Genomic DNA, 18,485 nt, shown 5'->3' with positions numbered 1-18,485 from the left:
AATCGCTCAAGCAGAGCGCGTACCATGACCGTGGCAGGCGCGCGTTCAGCAAACCGGTTGAGAACATCATCAAACATCGGTTGTCAACTCCAACTCTAGAAATAATATCCATATTATACAATGAGTTGCATCACCTTAAAAGGGCTGGGTCATATTATTTATAGTGTGAAAAAAGGTGCGGAACTTGGTTTAAATGTTAAAAATAACTTCGATGAAAAAAATCCAGTCTCAGTTTTATGGAGAAAGGTTTTGGAAACAAAGCGTGTGGCTTTTCAGGATTTTACACTATATAGCTATCGGGATAATAGTCCAAGATTATTTATTGGCGCGCCTGTATTTAATTTACGTGGTGATGTAGTCTCTGTAGTTATTTTAGAGCTTTCCGGAGACATAATTAATGACATTATGTCTCGGCGTTCAGGGCTCGGAAAAACAGGTGAAACCTATCTCGTTGGTAAAGACTATTTAATGCGTTCAAACTCTTATTTGGATAGCGCACATTATTCTGTTGTTAATGCATTTGACAATCCAGAAAGTAATAAAGCAAAAAGTATAGCAATTAACGCTGCACTGTCGGGTGAAACAGGCTCAAAATTGATCGATAGTTATTTAGGGCTTGAAGTGTTGTCTGCCTATGAACCACTAAAATTTGAGGGGGTAACATGGGCGATTGTCGCAGAAAAGTCACGTGGGGAAGCTTTCGCATCGGTGAGTGCAATAAAATGGGCCATCATGTTTTCAATGTTGATTACGGCTGCCATCATCATTGCAATAGGTATTGTATTGAGCCGCTCTCTTACCAATCCTATTCTTAAAATGACTGAAATTGTTAATCAATTGGCAAGTGGTAATGTTCGTAAGAGAGCAAACATAAAACGCTCAGATGAGCTTGGAGATATGGCATCGTCGTTAGATAGCTTTGCAGAAGAGCTGGAAACGGTTTTTGTTCGTAGTTTAGAAAAAATATCAGAAGGTGATTTGACAAGTAATTTAACGTCTAACGGCCAACAAGATGTCATCACCAATGCACTAATTAAAACAAATGCTGATCTGAAAAGTATCGTTACTGATATTTCAGGTTATACCAATAGCATCGTTGAGCAAAGCAATAAGGTAATGCTTTCCAGCGAAACAATATTGTCTAATACGGCAAGTTCTGAACAATCGGTACAGTCGATTTCAGCGGCGATAGTTGAGGTAAACGAGCAAGTCAAGATTACTGCTAATACGGCTAAGCAGGCTGATGAACTGGGTCAAAAAGCGAAGCAGTCGGCTACGCTTGGGAGTGACCTTGTTAGCAAAACCGTGTCAGCTATGGATGATATCAGAGAGGCTAGCAGCAATATTTCTTCTATTCTTTCCGCGATAGAAAACATTGCAAATCAAACGAATCTGTTAGCCTTAAATGCGGCGATTGAGGCCGCCAGAGCCGGCGAAACAGGCAGAGGTTTTGCTGTGGTTGCAGATGAAGTTCGTGCTTTGGCAGCACAGAGTACAGAAGCAGCAAATGAAACAGCCAAGTTAATTGAAGTTGTGGTTGAAAAAACACAAGTAGGTGCAGAGATTTCTGAAAGCTCGTCTGAGAGCCTTAAAGAAATAGTTGATTCTATTGAGGTGGTCTGCAACTTGATGGGTAATATTGCTATTGCTTCCGAAGAACAGGCTAGAACCATTGATGATACGAGTAAAAATTTAAATCGTATAGCTGCTAAAAATGTTGAAACAACGTCAGAAGCTAAAGAGGGCGTCGGTACTTCTCAGAAATTAACAGAGATGTCGTCTGGACTTAAAGGCATTGTGGAGAAATTTGTCCTCAGTCCCGAATCTATAGTGGACCCCAAAATCAGGACACCAATTTAAGTAAGTCCTCGCCCGACTGAAGAAGTCTGGAGAGACGAGATGAGCGAGAGACAGCGCAAGACCTTCATGGCGGCGTTCAAGGCAAAAGTTGGCTTAGAAGGGGTACGCGGACTGAAGACGACAAACGAGATTGCGCAGGACTACGGGGTTCACCCGGTGCAAGTGGGTCAATGGAAGAAAGCCATCGTTGAGCAAGCCAGCCAGGTGTTTGAGGGCCGGCGCGGGCGCAAGAAGGCTTCAGAGAGCAGCAACCCCGACTGGCTGTACAACAAGATTGGGCGGCTGAAGATGGCGCTTTGGATTGGTTGAAAAAAAGTCTGGAGTGAGCCAGTGAGCGTGCGTCGAAGTTGGGTTGACCTGGGAGGGGCTGAGCCGAAACCTTATGACGATGAGTCATCAATGCGAACTTGCTGGCATTCATCGCTCTGGAGTGTATGCTTATCACGGTCAGGCCGACAAGGGACTCAGCGGTTGATGTGTGTGCTTGGGTTAGCGGGCATGGCGCTTGGCCCGCAGACCAGTCAACCCCATCCAGCGCATCCGGTTTACCTTTATTTGTTGCGTGGTTTAGCCATTGTGCGCCCTGATCAGGTGTAGAGCACTGACATCACTTATGTGCGTTTAGCTCACGGATTTGCCTATCTGGTGGCTATTATCGGAGCGAGCATTGATCATATCCTGCCCTGCCCGGGCGCTTTCTTGGCCAGTTGTTGAGTGTGCAGCTGGATCGGCAGCGATTGTCACCTCCCAGTAACAGCCCAGGCGCCACCTCGGGTATACTGTCGCATTGTTAAAGAGTGACTGTTGTCTTGATGACTTCCTGGAGCCAAGCCTTGAACGACCAGCAAACCATTATTGAAACCGCCTTTGAGCGCCGCAGCGAGATTACCCCGCGCAATGTTGACACCCCAGTGCGCGATGCCGTGCTGAACACCATCGAGCGGCTGGACGCTGGTGAGCTGCGGGTGGCTGAGAAGCACGATGGCCAGTGGCGGGTGAATGACTGGGTGAAAAAAGCTGTGCTGTTGTCCTTTCGTATTGAGGACAACGCATTCATCAAGGGTGGCTTTACCAATTATTATGACAAGGTGCCCTCCAAGTATCAGGACAGCAATTCACGCGAATTTCGCGACGGTGGGGTGCGGGTGGTGCCGCCGGCCACGGCGCGGCGCGGCTCCTATATCGCACCGAGCTGCGTGCTGATGCCAAGCTATGTCAATATCGGCGCCTATGTGGATTCCGGCACCATGGTTGACACCTGGGCCACTGTGGGGTCCTGTGCCCAGATCGGCAAGAATGTCCATTTGTCCGGCGGCGTCGGCATCGGCGGTGTGCTGGAACCGGTGCAGGCCGCACCGACCATCATTGAAGACAACTGCTTTATTGGCGCGCGCTCGGAGATTGTTGAGGGCGTCATTGTCGGTGAAGGTGCCGTCATTTCCATGGGCGTCTACATCGGACAAAGCACCAAAATTTACAACCGCACCACCGGTGAGATTTTGTTCGGCCAGATTCCAGCCGGCTCGGTGGTGGTGCCCGGTAATCTGCCGGCGAAAGACGGCACTCACAGCCTCTACTGCGCGGTCATCATTAAACAAGTGGACGCCAAGACGCTTGGCAAGGTGGGGATCAACGAGTTGCTGCGTGACATTTGATTCTGATGTCACCCACCTTTGAACTTGCCCGCGAGCTGATTGCGCGTCCCTCGGTGACGCCTGAGGATGCCGGCTGCCAGGAACTGCTGGGCCAGCGCCTGAGTGCACTGGGCTTTGAGCTCGAAACTCTGCGCTGCGGCGAGGTGACCAATCTTTGGGCACGGCGCGGCGATCAGGCTCCACTGGTCTGCTTAGCCGGTCATACCGATGTGGTGCCGCCCGGCCCGCTGGAGCACTGGCACAGCCATCCCTTCCAGCCCGAGGTGCGCGATGGCATGCTCTACGGGCGCGGTGCCGTGGACATGAAAAGCTCGCTGGCGGCCATGGTGGTGGCTTGTGAGCAGTTTCTGGCCCAATGCCCCGCGCCGCGCGGTTCGCTGGCGTTGTTGCTCACCAGCGATGAAGAAGGTCCGGCTCGCGACGGCACCCGCCGAGTGATGGAAATCCTCACCGAGCGTGGCGAGCGCATCGACTACTGTGTGGTGGGCGAGCCATCCAGCCAGGAGCGTCTGGGCGATCAGGTGCGCAATGGCCGGCGGGGCAGTCTCAATGCACAGCTCAAGCTCCGGGGCCGCCAGGGGCATGTGGCCTATCCGCAGTTGGCTGATAATCCCATCCATCGCCTGAGTCAGATCCTGGGCCCGCTGTGCGCAGAGGTTTGGGACCAGGGCAACGCCTATTTTCCGCCGACCAGCTTTCAGATCTCCAATCTCCACAGCGGCACTGGTGCCGAGAATGTCATTCCAGGCGAGCTGGAGCTGCTGTGCAACTGGCGTTTCTCTACCGAAATTACCCCTGATCAGATCAAGCAGCGGTTTCGCGCACGGTTGCAAGAGGCCGGCTTTGACCTGAGTGCTGCCGATGCGCTGCGCTGGCGTCTGTCGGGTGAACCCTTCCTGACGCCGACTGGGACGCTCACCACGGCCACGACGGCGGCCATTGCCGCTGTTATGGACGGTCTTCAGACCCGGCTGTCCACTAGTGGCGGCACCTCGGATGGGCGCTTCATCGCTCCCAGCGGCGCTGAGGTGGTTGAATTGGGGCCGCTGAACGCCACCATTCATACTGTCAATGAATGTATTGCCGTGGCTGATTTGGAGCCCTTGGCGGCCATCTACGCTGAGGTGCTGCGGCGACTGCTGAGCGACTAAGGCGGGTAGCCTGGCAACTTGGCAGCTAATGGCACCAGCTGCGCGGCTTGGGGGGTACGATGGAGAGAATACACAGCGAATCCAGTGTTGTGCAGGAGTTGGTGATCCAACTTTACATTGCAGGCGACTCGGAGCAAAACCAGGCTGTCTGCCAGCGTGTCTCTGAATTTATTGAGGCGGCGCTGCGGGCACCGTATCGACTCGACATTATTGATGTGCTCGATCAGCCCGATTTGGCTGATCTTGCCCATGTGTTAGTAACGCCAACGTTGGTGGTGCGCACTGCCGACTCCGAGCGCCGTCTGGTCGGCGATCTGTCCGATGCCGTCAGATTCCAATTCGTGCTTTCGACCGTAGGTATGGGGGAGGAGTGAGAGGCTGGCTGCGCACGCAAGCGGGCTAGTATTGATAGGCCGTATCGATGCGGGAAGCCGTCAGCACGCCGTAGATATGCTCAATCCCCGGGGCTAGGGGGCGGCGCACATAGAGCGCCTGGGCTCCAGTCGCCTGCAGGGTTTCCATTGCCTCCTGGAGTGTGGCCTGCAAATGGATGGGGGACAGTTCCAGTCGCTCGCCGGGAATTGCCAGTAGATCAATGCTCTCGGCCTCGGGATTTTGCGACAGATAACTCGCCACGGCAAAGCCCGGCATTAGATAAGTGGGCTTGTCGTCTTTGTTTACAATAATCCAGTCAGGTGTTTCTGCCACTAGGCGCTCGGCCTTGGCACGATCAAGACTGGCGAGCTGATGCACGAAGCGCCGATTCATCACTCCGCCGACCGCCCGGCGGCGCAGCTCTTGTATAAGTGGGTTGACGCGGTAGTCGAGTCCGTTGGCGCGCAGCATGGTGATAAACAGAGAGTCTTTGCCAAAGCCTTTATAGCTCACCAGGGACGCGATAATAATGCTCAGCATGCCAGGCATAATCATGCCCGGGCTATGGGTGAGTTCAACAATGGCAATCAGTCCGGCTAGAGGCGCCAGCAAGCTGGCTCCCATCATGGCGCCCATGCCCAGCAGGACATAGAAATTCACCGGCACCGCGCTGATATCCATAAACTGCGCCGTGATCACCGCCGTCAGGTTACCCAGCAAAGCACCCATAAAGAGCGCCGGGCCGATGGTGCCGCCCGGAATGCCCAGGCCAATCGCGGCTGAGGTGGCGAATAATTTCATGATCAGCAGCACCACCAGGGCTTCCCAGGCCATATGTGCGCTCAGTAACTGGTTCAGCGAATCAAAACCCAATCCCATGACCTGGGGGGCCAGGGCGCCGCACAGCCCGGCTATAACGCCCGCCAGCACCAAACGCCACAAGAAGGGGATTACTTTCGCCGCCTTGGCAATACTTTGTACCGCCTGGGTATAGGCAGCCGAGAGTGACCCAGCCGCCACGCCAAGCAGAATGACCGGAGTCAGATGCGCCAAGGAGGCAACCATTGATGGTGGCACATCAAACAGTGGTTTGGCGCTAAAAAAATAAACAAACAGCCAATCACCGCTGGCCGCAGCGAGAATAATGGGAATAAAGGTGGCGACGCTGTATTCGAGATTGAGCACTTCAAGGGCAAAAATCACACCCGCCAACGGCGTATTGAATGAGGCGGAAATACCGGCGGCGGTTCCGCAGGCAACCATGATGCGGATGCTGTTATTGGGCAGTTCCAGCGCCTGTCCCAGCAGGCTGCCACTGCTGGCGCCCAGATAGACATGCGGCCCTTCGCGTCCCACTGAATGGCCGGAAACAATGGCCACTGCGGCGCCGATGAATTGCAGGATCAAGCCGCGCAGTCTCATATGTCCCTGATGGTATTCCATGCGTTCCAGTACCCGTGCGACGCCGAGCACTCGAATACCATCGGAAAAGCGCCAAAAAATAATGGCAATGATCACCGCGCCGACCAGTGGAAGCAATAGGCGCGCGCTCAGGGGCAGCGCTTCATAGTTCTCACCATGATACGGCAGCATGAGTGCTTGAGTTTCCTCAACGACCAGGCGAAAACCAACAATCACCACGCTGGTGGCCAGGCCGGTAAGAATTCCAAGCAGGGCATGCCAAATGAGCGCATCGGGGTGCGCAATTTGCAATCTTAATGCATCAAGCCGAGCGTCGATGTTGGTGCGCGCGCGCTGTCGAATGCGCGGTGGTTCTTTAGAACCGGGCATGGCGATCGATCATTGAGTCAAACCACCTGCACTGGGGATTGACCGGGCTGCGCCGGCACTGAACCGGGGCTGGGCCGGAGGGGCTTGGGAGAAGCTGCGCCTGGAGCTGTCACAGAAGGGGCTGGGAGGCAGGGGACAAGGATTGGTGTGGGCAGAGCGAAAGGCGCATCCGGGAAAGGAACCTTGCCCGGATGCGGGGCACTCGATCAGGAGTGCTTTGCTTGAGCTTGTTGCATGTAATCCTGTTTGTAGCGCTCACGATCCCCTTTGTCGTTTGGATCCAGACCGACGGTGATCATTCGTTCCTTCATCCAGCCGGGCAGGGGGCCACGCGCATAGGTGCGATCCGGATCCGCTTTATCGATATAGCGCGAATAGGAGCGTTCCGTATAAGGTTTACGCGAGCGGCGACCGGCGAAGGTATCGACCATTTCAGCCACAGTAAAGCCTTCGGCGATAAATTTCTGCTTGAATTCCGCGATCAGCTCGGCTTTGCGTTTGTCGCGTTTGCTCGCGAGGGCGCGCTTCACTTCCTTTTGTTCAGCCTCAAGCGTTTGCAGCTTTTCGTTGAGTTCAGTGTATTCCATGTCGTCCATCAGTAGCGACTCTCCTGGTTGATCATGCGTGACAGCATGCGTTGTCAAAGATAGTTTCTCTGGATCAGGGATGCGTTGGATGATGTCCCAAATAGCGCACCACTTTTCCGTTAACGCTATTATAGCCTGTATTCATGGTTGATTGGCAAGAGGTGACAAAATATTAAGCTTCTGGAATGATGATTTAATGCGGTATTTCGCGCCCAATGGGCAGCTGACCACATCGCTTGCAATGGCTGATTGAAAGAGGCCAGCAGTGGAGGATGAAAATGTGCGGTTCGCGCGAGGCTGATGCGCGGTTTGGGAGCCGCTGATGCGCGCCTCAGGCTGGCGCGTCTATTGGGGTTAACTCCAGGCACCGCTGGGCGGGCTTCAGGTGCCTTTAGACTTTGTGACTGCCGCAGCGTTCCAGGACCTGTCGGGCTGACTGGAGGCGCCTGAAGGCTTCAATATCGCCGCCGCGATCCGGGTGGTGCTGCATGGCCAGTTCCCGATAACGGCGGCGAATCTGTTGGGCGTTGACCGGGTCAGACAGTCCAAGTTCAGCCAATGCGGCTGTGCGGCCTTCCTGTGCAAAATAGTGCATCCAAAAATCCCCTAACCACTCGGCCAGTTGCTCCGCGTCGGTCTGCGCCAGTTGGTGAATGTCCAGATAATAGGCGCGTAATGGATCGGGGCGCGCCAGAGCCCCCGGCCGTGCGGAGCCGGCTTCATTATGAAAGCGCAGCACAATGCGCAACACATCAATGTCCAGCCAGGCCTGACCAGTGGCGGCTAGTTGATCGCGTAAGCGATACAGCGCGTTAAACAGCAGAAAATGCGCCTGAAAGAGCGCCAGATCATTGCGAAAAGGTGCCTGGGCAAAAGCGGTTTGTGCGTCGCCTTCCAATTCGCGCAGCAACTCGTATTCACTGAGGCCGGCGGGATGTCGGGTCAGGATTTCAAAGAGTCGCTGCAGTACGTCATGGGTCAGCGCTTGGGGAGGTGGGTCAGTCCCTGGCCTTGGGTCAGTCATGTGTTATGCGTCATGCATCAATCGTTCGCGCGCTGGTGTGGCGCGATTGGGTAATTGTAGCAGTAGGCCACCACCAATTAAAAACAACAGTGCCAGCGGCAGAATGCTGGCACGCGGCCCGGCACTGGCAAACAGCAGCGGCGTGACGGCCATTAACAGCGGCCCCAGCACCGTTGCAAACTTGCCAATCAGGTTGAAAACACCGAAATACTCAGCACTTTTGTGGGCCGGAATCAGGTTGGCAAACAACGACCGTGACAGGCTCTGCACGCCGCCCTGCACCAAACCAATGGCAACGGCGAGGAGATAGAAATCCCGGCTGGACTCAAGCCAGGCCCAGGCATAGATCACCACCAGCAGATAGACGCCAAGACCGAGCAGAATGCCCGTGCGTGCGCCGATGCGCTGCCCAATCCAACCAAACAGCAGCGCGGAGGGCAGGGCGACAAACTGCGTCAGCAGCAACGCGGAGATCAGTCCGGATTGATCCAGTCCCAGCACCCGATCCCCGAAGAACACCGCTGTTTTGATGACGGTATTTACCCCATCAATATACAGCCAATAGGCCAGCAGAAAGATCAACAGCAGCCGTTCGGCGCGAATGGCTTGCAGGGTATGCCACAGCTGCCGCCAGGCGCCGTGCCAGATTTGAGCCGATGGCCTCTTGGTTTGCTGAGTTGCAGGACGCACCATCACAAGCAGCGGCAGGGTGAAGATGAGCCACCACAGCGCCACCGAGACAAAGGACGCGCGCAGGGCCATGCTCTGGTCGCTTAAACCAAACCACTGGGGGTGCAGCACCATGGCAACATTGATCGCGAACAACAGCCCACCGCCGCCATAGCCGAGAGCGTAGCCAAGTGCCGAGACTCGATCCATATCGCGGCCACGCGCAACATGCGGTAGCAGGGCATCGTAGAAGATGTTGCCACCGGAGAAGCCGAAGCTGGCGGTGGCATACAGCAGCAGCGCCAGTTCCCACTGGCCGTTGTGCACCCAGGCCAGGCCGGCGGTGGCCACCAGACCGACGCCGGCAAAACCGGCTAGAAAGCCATTGCCCCAGCCACCGCGATCTGCCAGCACGCCCAGTAGCGGTCCACTGAGCCCCAGCAGCAGGCTGGACAGCGCCAAGGCGATGTTGAACCAGAACTGTGCCGCCTCAGCTTCCAGTCCGGCGCTAAGCGCGCTGTAAAACACCGGGAAAAACCCGGCCATTACGGTGGTAGCAAAGGCCGAGTTGCCCCAGTCATAGAGCGCCCAGGCGATCACTTCGCGGGGGGGAGACTTGCTTGTCATTGGGTATATAATGCGCATTTCACACAACCAGCAGACGACGGACAGTCCTTTTTTATGATAGCCATCCCAACACTGCCGCAGCAGCAAAACCTCCCGCAGGGCGTCATGTTTAACGCCTATCCTGACAGTATCGGGGAGCGAATGTCCGACCTTGTGGCCTTGCTGAAAAAGCCGGAGTTCCAGGATACCTTTTCACTGCTCTATATTCTGCCCACTTTTTTTAACAGCGATCTTGATCGCGGTTTTTCCATTATCGACTACGACATCAACTCCGAGCTGGTGAGCGAGGAGGATATTCAGGAACTCAAGGCGCTGAATATCGAGTTTAAATTTGACTTGGTGCTGAACCATCTCTCGGTACGCTCCCCACAGTTTCAGGATTTGCTGCGGGCCGGTGATGAGTCCAAGTATCGCGACTTCTTTGTCGATTGGAACAAGTTCTGGGCTGAGCATGGCAGCATGGGCCCCGACGGCTATGTGATTCCGGATGACTGGTGCCTGCAAAAGCTGTTCATGCGCAAGCCGGGTCTGCCCATTCTAATGGTGCGCTTTCCGGATGGCTCCCTGAAACCCTACTGGAATACCTTTTACCAGCAGATCCTCTATCAGGAGCTGGACATGGATGATCTGGAGTCGATCACCGATCTCGATGATGAGGCCAAGACCCAGATTCTGACCATCACCAATGAGGCCATTCGTGCCAACAGCCAGATCGACACTATTAACTTTGGTGACCTGGGGGCCTACCGACAGTCGGTCAAAGACATCGTCGAAAGCAAGCGCGACTATCTGGGGCAGATGGACTTAAACGCCAACTCGGAGAAGGTGTGGGAGTTCTATGCCCAGACCTTCGCCAAGCTCAAAAGCTATGGCGCGCGCATCATTCGCCTCGATGCTTTCGCCTATTTGCATAAGGCACCGGGTGAGGCGAACTTTTTCAATAAGCCGGGTACTTGGGAATACCTGGATCGGCTCAAACGCATCGCTGCCGATTATAATCTGATTATTTTTCCCGAGGTCCATTCCGAGTATGGGCGTGGTCTGCATGAAGAAGTTGCCGCCGAGGGCTTTCCCATCTATGACTTCTTTTTCCCCGGCTTGGTGATTGACGCACTGGATCGCGGCCATAACCGCGCCCTGCTCAACTGGATCAAGGAAGTCACCAGCAAGGGGCTGGTTACCATTAATATGCTCGGTTGCCATGACGGTATTCCAGTGCTGGATTTGCGCGGTGTCGAAGTCGATGGCGGTCTGCGCCCCGGGCTGCTCGATGATGCCCAGATTGAGGCCACTATGGAGCGCCTGATTGATCGCGGCGGACGGGTGAAAAACCTCTATGATGCCGACGGCAAGAAGATTGCCTATTACCAGCTGAATGCCACCTTTTTCAGCGCCCTGGGTGAGGATGAGCGCAAGTTGCTGCTCGCCCGTGCCATTCAGATGTTCATTCCTGGCATTCCCCAAGTGTGGTATCTGGATCTGTTCGCCGGCAAGAACGACTATGTCGCGGCGGATCGCGGCGGAGCGGCCGGCCATAAGGAAATCAACCGCACGAATCTCAGCCTGAGCGAGATTGAAGAAGGTCTGCACAAGCCGATTGTGCGCGATCAGCTGGGGCTAATTCGCATGCGCAATCTGGCGCCCGCCTTTCATGGGCAGTTGACTGTGCAAGACACCGAGGCTCATCAGCTGTCCCTGCACTGGCGCCAAGAGGATTTCATTGCCGAGTTGGACGCTAACCTAAGCGATCTGACGTTTAACATCCGCTACACGGATGCCGAAGGACAGATGCACACCAAGCAGTGTCTGTAATCGCCAGTACAGGAGCACAACCAGTATGAAGGTACTTGCCACCGATCTTGATCGCACCCTGCTCCCCAATGGCCGTTGGGAAGCAGATCCGCAGGCGATCGAATTATTCAACCAGCTCACCGAACAGCAGCAGACCTATGTGGTCTATGTCACCGGCCGTAGCCTGGAGCTGACCGAACAGGCGATTGCCGAGTTTGGTATCCGGCATCCGCATGTGCTGATCGGCGATGTCGGTACCACCATTCGCGAGTATGCGGAGGGTCAGTGGCGTTTTGATGAGGCCTGGATTGCCCATGTGCGTGCCAAGAGCCCGCGCTGGGATGTCGCGGGCATCAAGTCCGCCGTGGCGGGCATCGACGGGCTGACCGAACAGCCGCCGGAGAATCTCAACCCCTTCAAGCAAAGCTACTTTGTCGATCATGCGCGCAGTGAGGCGATCCTTGCCGAGGTGGAGCGGCAGGTGCAGGGACGCTTTGATGAGAGCGCCATTTACAGCTTCGATTCGCAAAGCGGCGAGGGTCTGCTGGATTTTCTCCCCCAGAGCGCCAACAAACAAACCGCGCTGGAATTTGTCGCCGACAAGCTGGGGCTGGAAAAATCCGCTGTGGTCTTCTGCGGCGACAGCGGCAATGATGTTTTCCCGCTGACGGCTGGTTTCTCCGGCGTGTTGGTGCGCAATGCCGATGAGCAGCTGGTCAAGAGTGTGCAGGACGCTCAGGCCGCCAATCCGGCGTTGCGGGTGTATTTTGCCCAGGGCAACTTCCAGGGCCTGTCGGGTTACTACACCAGTGGCGTCATTGAGGGCGCCTACCATTACGGCCTGTTCACCGCCGCTGCCTGACATCATTGCACGAGGTAAGACCCGCCGATGCCGACGCTCCCCAGTACCTGTTACGAATGTGACGCCAACTGCGCTATCGCGGTCGAAACCGACGCCAGTGGTGAACCGATCAGCATCACTGGTCCCGATTGCCCACGGTGTTACGCCCAGATCGACCGGCGCAATCACCCCGAGCGATTGCTGTATCCGCTTAAGCGCATTGGCCCTCGCGGCAGCGGCCACTTTGAGCGCATCAGTTGGGATGAAGCGCTCGACACCATTGCCCGCCAACTCGAACACACGCGCGCCGAGCATGGCGCGCCGGCGGCGGCTTTTTTTGCTGGTTACACCAAGGAAGCGCGGCCGCAATTACAGCGTCTGGCACATGCCTTCGGCTCACCGAACTACATGACCGAAAGCGGCTGCTGCTTCTCTGCCACCCTGGTCGCCGAGAAGGTGACGCTGGGCGCGCGCATCAAGACCACTTCTACCGTGGTGTCGCCCAAGACCCGCTGCATTCTGAACTGGTCAACCAACCCGCGCGGCTCCATTCCGCCCTTCGACACTCATCCGCTGGCCAATCGCAAGGCGGGCTTGAACCTCATCGTGGTCGATCCGCGCCGCACCCCGCTGGCCGAGCAGGCCGATGTGCATTTGCAGCTACGCCCCGGCACCGATGGCGCTCTGGCGCTGGGCTTTCATCATCTGATTTTTGCCAACGGCTGGCAGGATCAGGATTTTCTCGATAACTGGTGCAGCGGCGTTGCGGCCTTTCGCGACTATGTGCAGGCGTTCACGCCGGAGCGAGTAGCGGACATCTGTGGCATTGACGCCGACGATTTGCGCCGTGCCGCCGAGCTGTACGCCACCGTTAAGCCGGCGCAGATGACCCTGTCGCCGACCGCCACCGTGCAGCACAGCAATGGCTTTCAGAATCACCGCGCGCTCATTTTGCTGGTGGCGGTGACCGGCAATCTGGATCGCGAAGGCGGCAATCGCTTTTTCAATACCAAGGTCAGCCCCAAGCCGATTGAGCTGTTCGACCATTGCCTGAACGAGCTGCCGCCCCGGGTGGGCGATGAAGTCTTCCCGATCTGGACCCGTTACTGGCCGGCGGCGCAAAGCATGCTGCTGCCGGACTGCATTCTCGACGGGCACCCGCAGCGTATCCGTACCCTGCTGGCCATGGGCATCAACACCGCTATGTGGCCCAATTCCAAGCGCATGGAACGGGCGTTGCAGGTGCTGGATTTCTTTGCCGTCAGTGATTTCTTCCATAACGACGCTACACTGCAAGCCGACATTGTGCTGCCGGCGGCAACCAACCTGGAGCGCCCAGCACTCATCGCTTATCCCGGCTGCGCCTACCAGGGCGAGCTGCGCTATCGCCAGGCGGTGGTTGCACCCAAGGGCGAAGCCAAGCCGGATGGACGGATGTTCCTCGAACTCGGGGTGCGCCTGGGAATGGCTGAGCAATTCTGGCACGGCGATTTGAGCGCCTCCTGGGCTGAGGCGGGCGAGGGCATTCCGGAAGACATCCGCGAGGAAGTCTTTACCAAGCCCGAGGGCGTTACTGTCTATGCTGAGGTGATTGAGGAACTGGTCGAGCACGGTTTTCTGGATGCCGATCGCAGCTATCGGCTCAAAGGTATCCGCACTCGCACCGGCAAGGTGGAATTCGATGCCGCCGAGCTGATCGAAGCCGGCCATGACGGCCTGCCCGTCTATCGCGAGCCGGCTGAAAGCCCGCGTTCCACCCCCGAACGGCTCGGAGACTATCCGCTGGTGCTCACCAGCGGCGCGCGCACCAAGTTCGACACCCATTCGCAGCATCAATACATTGAGCGCATGCGCCGCGCCATTCCCAATCCCTTGGTGGAACTGCACCCCGAGGATGCCGCCGCGCGCGGAATCAGCGACGGCGATGCGGTGGTGGTACGCTCGGCGCGCGGTCAGGTCAATTTCATCGCCCGGATCACCGAGTGCATCAAACCCGGCGTGGTGCACTGTGTGCATGGCTGGCGCGGTGCCAATGTTAATGAACTCACCGACGACACGCTTGATCCCATCAGCGGCTTTCCGCCCTTCAAGTCGAGCCTGTGTCAGGTGGAAAAACGCGCCACGCCGGATATTCAGGCGAGCGCTGAGGCGGACATGCCGGCGGCGGCTTGAACATGGCGTTCATCGGCATTCAACCCGGTCGCGAGCCGCTGTTTCAGCCGGCGCCACGGCGACCGGTGGCGGTCAATGATGCCGCTGCCTGGCGGCTCAATCCCATGCACCGCCAAGTCTATGATCGCCTGCAACTGGCGCTGTCCGCCGGGCTGTGCGCGGCGCCCTGCGGGGTGCCGCCAGCAGATTATGGTTTGGCGCCCCAGACCGAGCTGTTCGTCAAACCGATCATCAATCTGTCTGGCATGGCGCTGGGTGCTCGCGCAGTTCTGGCTGGCGAGGTGCCCCAGGAACCCGGCAGCTTCTGGTGCGAGCGTCTCCAAGGCGAACAGAGCAGCAGCGACTGCCTGGTCGAACGGGGCGAGCCGCGCTGGTTCGCCCATACCCGCGCCGCTGCCGAGCGCTCGGATGCACGCCCGTTGTATTGGGAAGTTGGCGCCGACATGCCGCAGTTGGAACCCATTCTGACCGGGCTGGTGCGTCAGCATCTCCCCGGCTACAGCGGCCTGTGCAATATCGAGCTGATCGGCGGCCGGCCGGTTGAGATGCACCTGCGCGGTTCTAACGGCTTTTTCGATTTCTATGGTCCTGAGTTTATCGCCGCCTGGGTCGATCTGGTTGACGGTCGCAGGTTTCAGCCCCCGCCACCCATCCCGGGTGGTTTTGTGATCTCCGTTTTTGGGACGGGTCGCCTGGATGCGCGTGCCGAGCAAGTCGCTGAAGCTGCGGGCGTTAGCGTGCAGCCGGATCCACACACCCACGATCGCTTGGCTATCCTGCGCACCTGCGATCTGGACGCCGGCCTGCGCGTGCAGCAGGCGTTGATTAACGCCGTCACTTCGTCGCACTGAGTTCGCTTTCTGAACACAGAACTTTGGCTTCTGCTGCTGTGCGCCTGGCTGCTGGATGCTGTGCTGGGGGATCCAGATTATCCCTGGCATCCGATCCGGCAGCTCGGTGCCCTGAGCCTGCGCCTGGAGCACTGGCTGTTCGCGGCTGGCCTACAGGGACGCAGCGGGGGCGTGCTGCACTGGCTGCTGGTGCTGGGCGCGGCTCTGGGGGGCTGGTGGCTGCCGCATGCCGCGTTGGCGGCGCTGGATCCGGTGCTGGCCGCCGGCTGGGATCTGTTTCTGGCGTACAGCCTGCTGTGCACGCGCGATCTCATCGATCATGGCCGCCGGGTGCTGGAGCAGCTGCATGACTTGCCCCAGGCCCGCCGCGCGCTGAGCCGCCTGGTGGGACGTGATACTGCACCGCTGCAAGCGGATGGCATTGTGCGCGCCACCATTGAAAGCCTGGCGGAGAATCTCACCGATGCGGTACTGACGCCTTTCTGGGCGCTCTGTCTGTTCGGCTTGCCGGGCCTGGTGCTGGTCAAGGCCATCTCCACGCTCGACTCCATGGTTGGCTATCGCAATGCCCGTTATGCACGTTTCGGCTGGTGCGCCGCGCGCACGGATGATCTGATTCACTGGCTGCCGGCGCGTCTGTCGGTGGTGATGATCGCCACTGCCGCACTCTGGCTGCGCGGGCGCGGCGAGCCGCTGTATCCCCGACTCGCACTGCGCACCGCCTGGAGCGAGCACGCTGCGCTGCCAAGCCCCAACTCCGGCTGGAGTGAAGCCGCCTGCGCTGGTGCCCTGCGCCGACGTCTGCTGGGGCCGATCTACCGGCGCGGACGCTTGGTCAGCGACGCCTACATGGGCGCCGCCGACTGGCCAGCTAATCTGGGAGCTGCCGACCTGAATCGGGCGCTGCGGCTCATCAGGGTCGCGAGCTGGTTCAGTCTTGGGTTGGGACTGCTGATCGCCGCTGTACCGCTGTGCGGATAATGGATCATGCGACAATCTTCGTGGCCGCTGCGGGTGTTTCTGCTGTGAGTGCCCATATCTCTAGCCACTGAAGACCTGAGCCGGCGCAACCGCTGGGCTTGTCCATTCTGGATAATTCGTTGATTACCATGTTAAATCCTGATTCTCAAGCCACCCATTCGACTGCGAGCGAGGCCCAATCCATTGACCAAGTGCTGACGGCCGCCGGGGAGATTATTCTCGGCAAACAGGCCGAGCTGCGCCTGGCGCTGGCCTGTTTGCTGGCGCGCGGGCATTTGCTGATCGAGGATCTGCCCGGGGTTGGCAAGACCACCCTGGCCCATTTGCTGGCGCGACTGCTGGGGCTGAAGTATTCGCGCATTCAGTTCACCAGCGATCTGCTGCCGGCGGATATTATTGGCGTGTCGATCTATGAGCGGGTGCGCGAGCGCTTTGAGTTCCATCCTGGCCCTATTTTTGCCCAGGTGGTGCTGGCCGATGAGATCAACCGCGCCACCCCCAAGGCGCAGAGCGCGCTGCTGGAGGCAATGGAAGAACGCCAGGTCACTGCTGAGGGTGAAACCCGAGCGCTGCCGACACCCTTCTTTGTCATCGCGACCCAAAATCCGTCCTATCAGGTCGGCACCTTTCCGTTGCCCGAATCCCAACTGGATCGCTTTTTGATGCGTATCGAACTGGGGTATCCCCAGGCGGAACAGGAGAAGGCGCTGCTCGCTGGTGCGGATCGTCGCGCACTGCTGGCCGATATTGAACCGGCGCTCAGCGTGGCGCAGCTGCTGGAGCTGCAACAGCGCGTGACTGACATTCATGTCGCCGCTCCGGTGATCGACTACTGTCATGCCCTGCTGGCTTTTACCCGCGCCAGTAATCGCTTTCTGCACGGACTTTCGCCGCGTGCCGGTTTGGGATTGCTGCGTGCGGCGCGTGCCTGGGCGCTGATTGATGGGCGCGGCTATGTGATTCCCGAGGATGTGCAGGCGGTGCTGCCCTCCTGCGTGCCGCATCGGCTGCTCAGCGGTGAGGACAATGGCCCGAGCGGACATGCCGAAATTGCCGACTTTATCCTGCAAGCGGTCGCGGTCCCCTGAGCTGACGGATGCAACTTTGCTGACACGCTGGTTTCATACCTTGTTGCGACGCGTACCCATGGATAAGCAGGGGCAGGCCAGCATTGGGCCGCGCCACATCTATATTCTGCCCACGCGCGCCGGTCTGGGCTATGGTCTGCTGCTGTTTGTGACCCTGCTGGGGGCGCTGAACTACCAAAATAACCTGGGGCTGTTGTTTACCTTCATCATGGCCGGGGTGAGTCTGGTCAGCATGCATCACGCCTGGTTCAATTTGCTGCGTCTGCGCGTGCGAGCACAGCCGGGGGCGCCGGTGTTTGCCGGGCAAGCGGTGCGTTTTACCATCACGCTTGAGGATGGACGCGAACGTGCGCGGGGGGCCATTTGCCTGCGGGGCGGTGAGTGTATCGATCTGCCGGCGGGTGGCGCGGCGCCGGTCATGCTGCCGGTGCAGACGCAGCGGCGCGGGCCGCTGCTGCTGCGTGAGGTGCAGCTGGAAACCCGCTATCCACTGGGGCTGTTTCGCGCCTGGTCGCTGGTTGCAGTGGATGCTGTGGCCACGGTCTATCCGCGACCGGCTCCCCAGGCGCCACCGCCTCAGCAATTGACTTCAATCGATCACAATGCCAGTGGCGATCAGGGCACGGGCGCGGATGACTTTGTCGGCGCGCGCAGCTATGCGCCCGGCGATTCGCTGCGGCGCATCGACTGGAAGGCGCTGGCTCGCGAGCGGGGGCTGATGGTCAAGCAGTTTGGCGGAGATCGGGCCGCGCGGGTGTGGCTCGATTGGGCGGCCTTGCCGCCGGTGGATGATGAAACGCGTATTGCGCTGCTGTGCCGGCAGGTGCTGGAGGCCTCTGGACAGGATCTGGTCTATGGGCTGCGGTTGCCGGGAATCAGTGTCGAACGCGGTCAGGGGGATGCGCACAAACACCGCTGTCTGACCACCCTGGCAGGATTTCGCTGTGAAGATTAAGCACTTGGCCTCTGCCATCGGGGACCGAGCTTGGGGCAGAGCTCGGAACAAGGCTCAGCCTCAGGCT

Annotated in this window: 15 protein-coding genes and 1 pseudogene; 12 read left to right on the top strand and 4 right to left on the bottom strand. The window is 57.9% G+C overall.

Annotated features, from left to right (window positions below; all coding sequences use genetic code 11):
• Positions 1-120: 120 nt before the first annotated feature.
• From CKO36_RS04315 to CKO36_RS04295, 5 genes and pseudogenes are all read left to right on the top strand, one after another.
• On the top strand, positions 121-1,860 hold the full coding sequence (locus CKO36_RS04315; RefSeq protein WP_200281011.1) for a methyl-accepting chemotaxis protein: 1,740 nt from the start codon (positions 121-123) through the stop codon (positions 1,858-1,860).
• Between the two features lie 39 nt (positions 1,861-1,899).
• Positions 1,900-2,517: pseudogene (locus tag CKO36_RS20390) on the top strand (transposase family protein); the annotation flags it as partial.
• Positions 2,518-2,672: 155 nt separating this feature from the next.
• Positions 2,673-3,515 carry a 2,3,4,5-tetrahydropyridine-2,6-dicarboxylate N-succinyltransferase gene (gene dapD, locus CKO36_RS04305; protein WP_420826312.1) on the top strand — a complete coding sequence of 281 codons (843 nt, stop codon included), beginning with the start codon at positions 2,673-2,675 and terminating at the stop codon, positions 3,513-3,515.
• A gap of 5 nt (positions 3,516-3,520) precedes the next feature.
• Entirely contained in the window at positions 3,521-4,666 is a 1,146-nt protein-coding gene (gene dapE, locus CKO36_RS04300) for a succinyl-diaminopimelate desuccinylase (RefSeq protein ID WP_200281003.1), read from the top strand.
• Positions 4,667-4,725: 59 nt separating this feature from the next.
• Complete coding sequence (locus CKO36_RS04295) at positions 4,726-5,040, top strand: circadian clock KaiB family protein (RefSeq protein ID WP_200281001.1); 315 nt, start codon at positions 4,726-4,728, stop codon at positions 5,038-5,040.
• Positions 5,041-5,065: 25 nt separating this feature from the next.
• Here the strand turns inward: CKO36_RS04295 and CKO36_RS04290 are convergent, their stop codons facing one another.
• From CKO36_RS04290 to CKO36_RS04275, 4 genes are all read right to left on the bottom strand, one after another.
• Positions 5,066-6,832 carry a chloride channel protein gene (locus CKO36_RS04290; RefSeq protein WP_200280999.1) on the bottom strand — a complete coding sequence of 589 codons (1,767 nt, stop codon included), beginning with the start codon at positions 6,830-6,832 and terminating at the stop codon, positions 5,066-5,068.
• A gap of 206 nt (positions 6,833-7,038) precedes the next feature.
• A complete protein-coding gene (locus tag CKO36_RS04285) occupies positions 7,039-7,428 on the bottom strand; it encodes an H-NS histone family protein (RefSeq protein WP_200280997.1) in 390 nt (129 codons plus the stop codon).
• 382 nt (positions 7,429-7,810) lie between these two features.
• A complete protein-coding gene (locus CKO36_RS04280; protein WP_200280995.1) occupies positions 7,811-8,443 on the bottom strand; it encodes a DNA-J related domain-containing protein in 633 nt (210 codons plus the stop codon).
• 3 nt (positions 8,444-8,446) lie between these two features.
• Complete coding sequence (locus CKO36_RS04275; protein WP_200280993.1) at positions 8,447-9,739, bottom strand: MFS transporter; 1,293 nt, start codon at positions 9,737-9,739, stop codon at positions 8,447-8,449.
• Between the two features lie 141 nt (positions 9,740-9,880).
• Between CKO36_RS04275 and CKO36_RS04270 the strand changes: the two genes are divergently transcribed.
• The 7 genes from CKO36_RS04270 (at position 9,881) to CKO36_RS04240 (ending at position 18,418) form a co-directional block, all read left to right on the top strand.
• Positions 9,881-11,551 (top strand): alpha-amylase family protein, encoded by a 1,671-nt coding sequence (locus CKO36_RS04270; protein WP_242469386.1) that lies wholly within the window; start codon positions 9,881-9,883, stop codon positions 11,549-11,551.
• A gap of 25 nt (positions 11,552-11,576) precedes the next feature.
• Positions 11,577-12,392 (top strand): HAD-IIB family hydrolase, encoded by an 816-nt coding sequence (locus CKO36_RS04265; protein WP_200280988.1) that lies wholly within the window; start codon positions 11,577-11,579, stop codon positions 12,390-12,392.
• Between the two features lie 27 nt (positions 12,393-12,419).
• The gene (locus CKO36_RS04260; RefSeq protein WP_200280985.1) at positions 12,420-14,543 is read left to right on the top strand and encodes a molybdopterin-containing oxidoreductase family protein; all 2,124 of its coding nucleotides are present in this window, start codon (positions 12,420-12,422) and stop codon (positions 14,541-14,543) included.
• Between the two features lie 2 nt (positions 14,544-14,545).
• Positions 14,546-15,394, top strand: a complete 849-nt coding sequence (locus tag CKO36_RS04255) for a hypothetical protein (RefSeq protein ID WP_200280982.1) — start codon at positions 14,546-14,548, stop codon at positions 15,392-15,394.
• 9 nt (positions 15,395-15,403) lie between these two features.
• Entirely contained in the window at positions 15,404-16,375 is a 972-nt protein-coding gene (gene cbiB / locus CKO36_RS04250; protein ID WP_200281023.1) for an adenosylcobinamide-phosphate synthase CbiB, read from the top strand.
• Between the two features lie 128 nt (positions 16,376-16,503).
• Positions 16,504-17,463, top strand: coding sequence for an AAA family ATPase (locus tag CKO36_RS04245; RefSeq protein ID WP_200280979.1), 960 nt, complete (start codon positions 16,504-16,506; stop codon positions 17,461-17,463).
• A 16-nt stretch (positions 17,464-17,479) separates the two neighbouring features.
• Positions 17,480-18,418, top strand: a complete 939-nt coding sequence (locus CKO36_RS04240) for a DUF58 domain-containing protein (RefSeq protein WP_242469385.1) — start codon at positions 17,480-17,482, stop codon at positions 18,416-18,418.
• Positions 18,419-18,485 lie beyond the last annotated feature (67 nt).

Source organism: Rhabdochromatium marinum (assembly GCF_016583795.1).
Classification (GTDB): Bacteria; Pseudomonadota; Gammaproteobacteria; order Chromatiales; family Chromatiaceae; genus Rhabdochromatium; species Rhabdochromatium marinum.
Note: the sequence above shows the minus strand (reverse complement) of the source record. Positions and strands in the feature narration are given on the sequence as shown.

What these genes read in the sequence shown, in the direction of transcription:
- CKO36_RS04315 (WP_200281011.1), top strand. Translation starts at nt 121, where the DNA reads ATGAGTTGCATCACCTTAAAAGGGCTGGGTCATATTATTTATAGTGTG.
- dapD (WP_420826312.1), top strand. Translation starts at nt 2,673, where the DNA reads ATGACTTCCTGGAGCCAAGCCTTGAACGACCAGCAAACCATTATTGAA.
- dapE (WP_200281003.1), top strand. Translation starts at nt 3,521, where the DNA reads ATGTCACCCACCTTTGAACTTGCCCGCGAGCTGATTGCGCGTCCCTCG.
- CKO36_RS04295 (WP_200281001.1), top strand. Translation starts at nt 4,726, where the DNA reads ATGGAGAGAATACACAGCGAATCCAGTGTTGTGCAGGAGTTGGTGATC.
- CKO36_RS04290 (WP_200280999.1), bottom strand. Translation starts at nt 6,832, where the DNA reads ATGCCCGGTTCTAAAGAACCACCGCGCATTCGACAGCGCGCGCGCACC.
- CKO36_RS04285 (WP_200280997.1), bottom strand. Translation starts at nt 7,428, where the DNA reads ATGGACGACATGGAATACACTGAACTCAACGAAAAGCTGCAAACGCTT.
- CKO36_RS04280 (WP_200280995.1), bottom strand. Translation starts at nt 8,443, where the DNA reads ATGACTGACCCAAGGCCAGGGACTGACCCACCTCCCCAAGCGCTGACC.
- CKO36_RS04275 (WP_200280993.1), bottom strand. Translation starts at nt 9,739, where the DNA reads ATGACAAGCAAGTCTCCCCCCCGCGAAGTGATCGCCTGGGCGCTCTAT.
- CKO36_RS04270 (WP_242469386.1), top strand. Translation starts at nt 9,881, where the DNA reads ATGTCCGACCTTGTGGCCTTGCTGAAAAAGCCGGAGTTCCAGGATACC.
- CKO36_RS04265 (WP_200280988.1), top strand. Translation starts at nt 11,577, where the DNA reads ATGAAGGTACTTGCCACCGATCTTGATCGCACCCTGCTCCCCAATGGC.
- CKO36_RS04260 (WP_200280985.1), top strand. Translation starts at nt 12,420, where the DNA reads ATGCCGACGCTCCCCAGTACCTGTTACGAATGTGACGCCAACTGCGCT.
- CKO36_RS04255 (WP_200280982.1), top strand. Translation starts at nt 14,546, where the DNA reads ATGGCGTTCATCGGCATTCAACCCGGTCGCGAGCCGCTGTTTCAGCCG.
- CKO36_RS04245 (WP_200280979.1), top strand. Translation starts at nt 16,504, where the DNA reads ATGTTAAATCCTGATTCTCAAGCCACCCATTCGACTGCGAGCGAGGCC.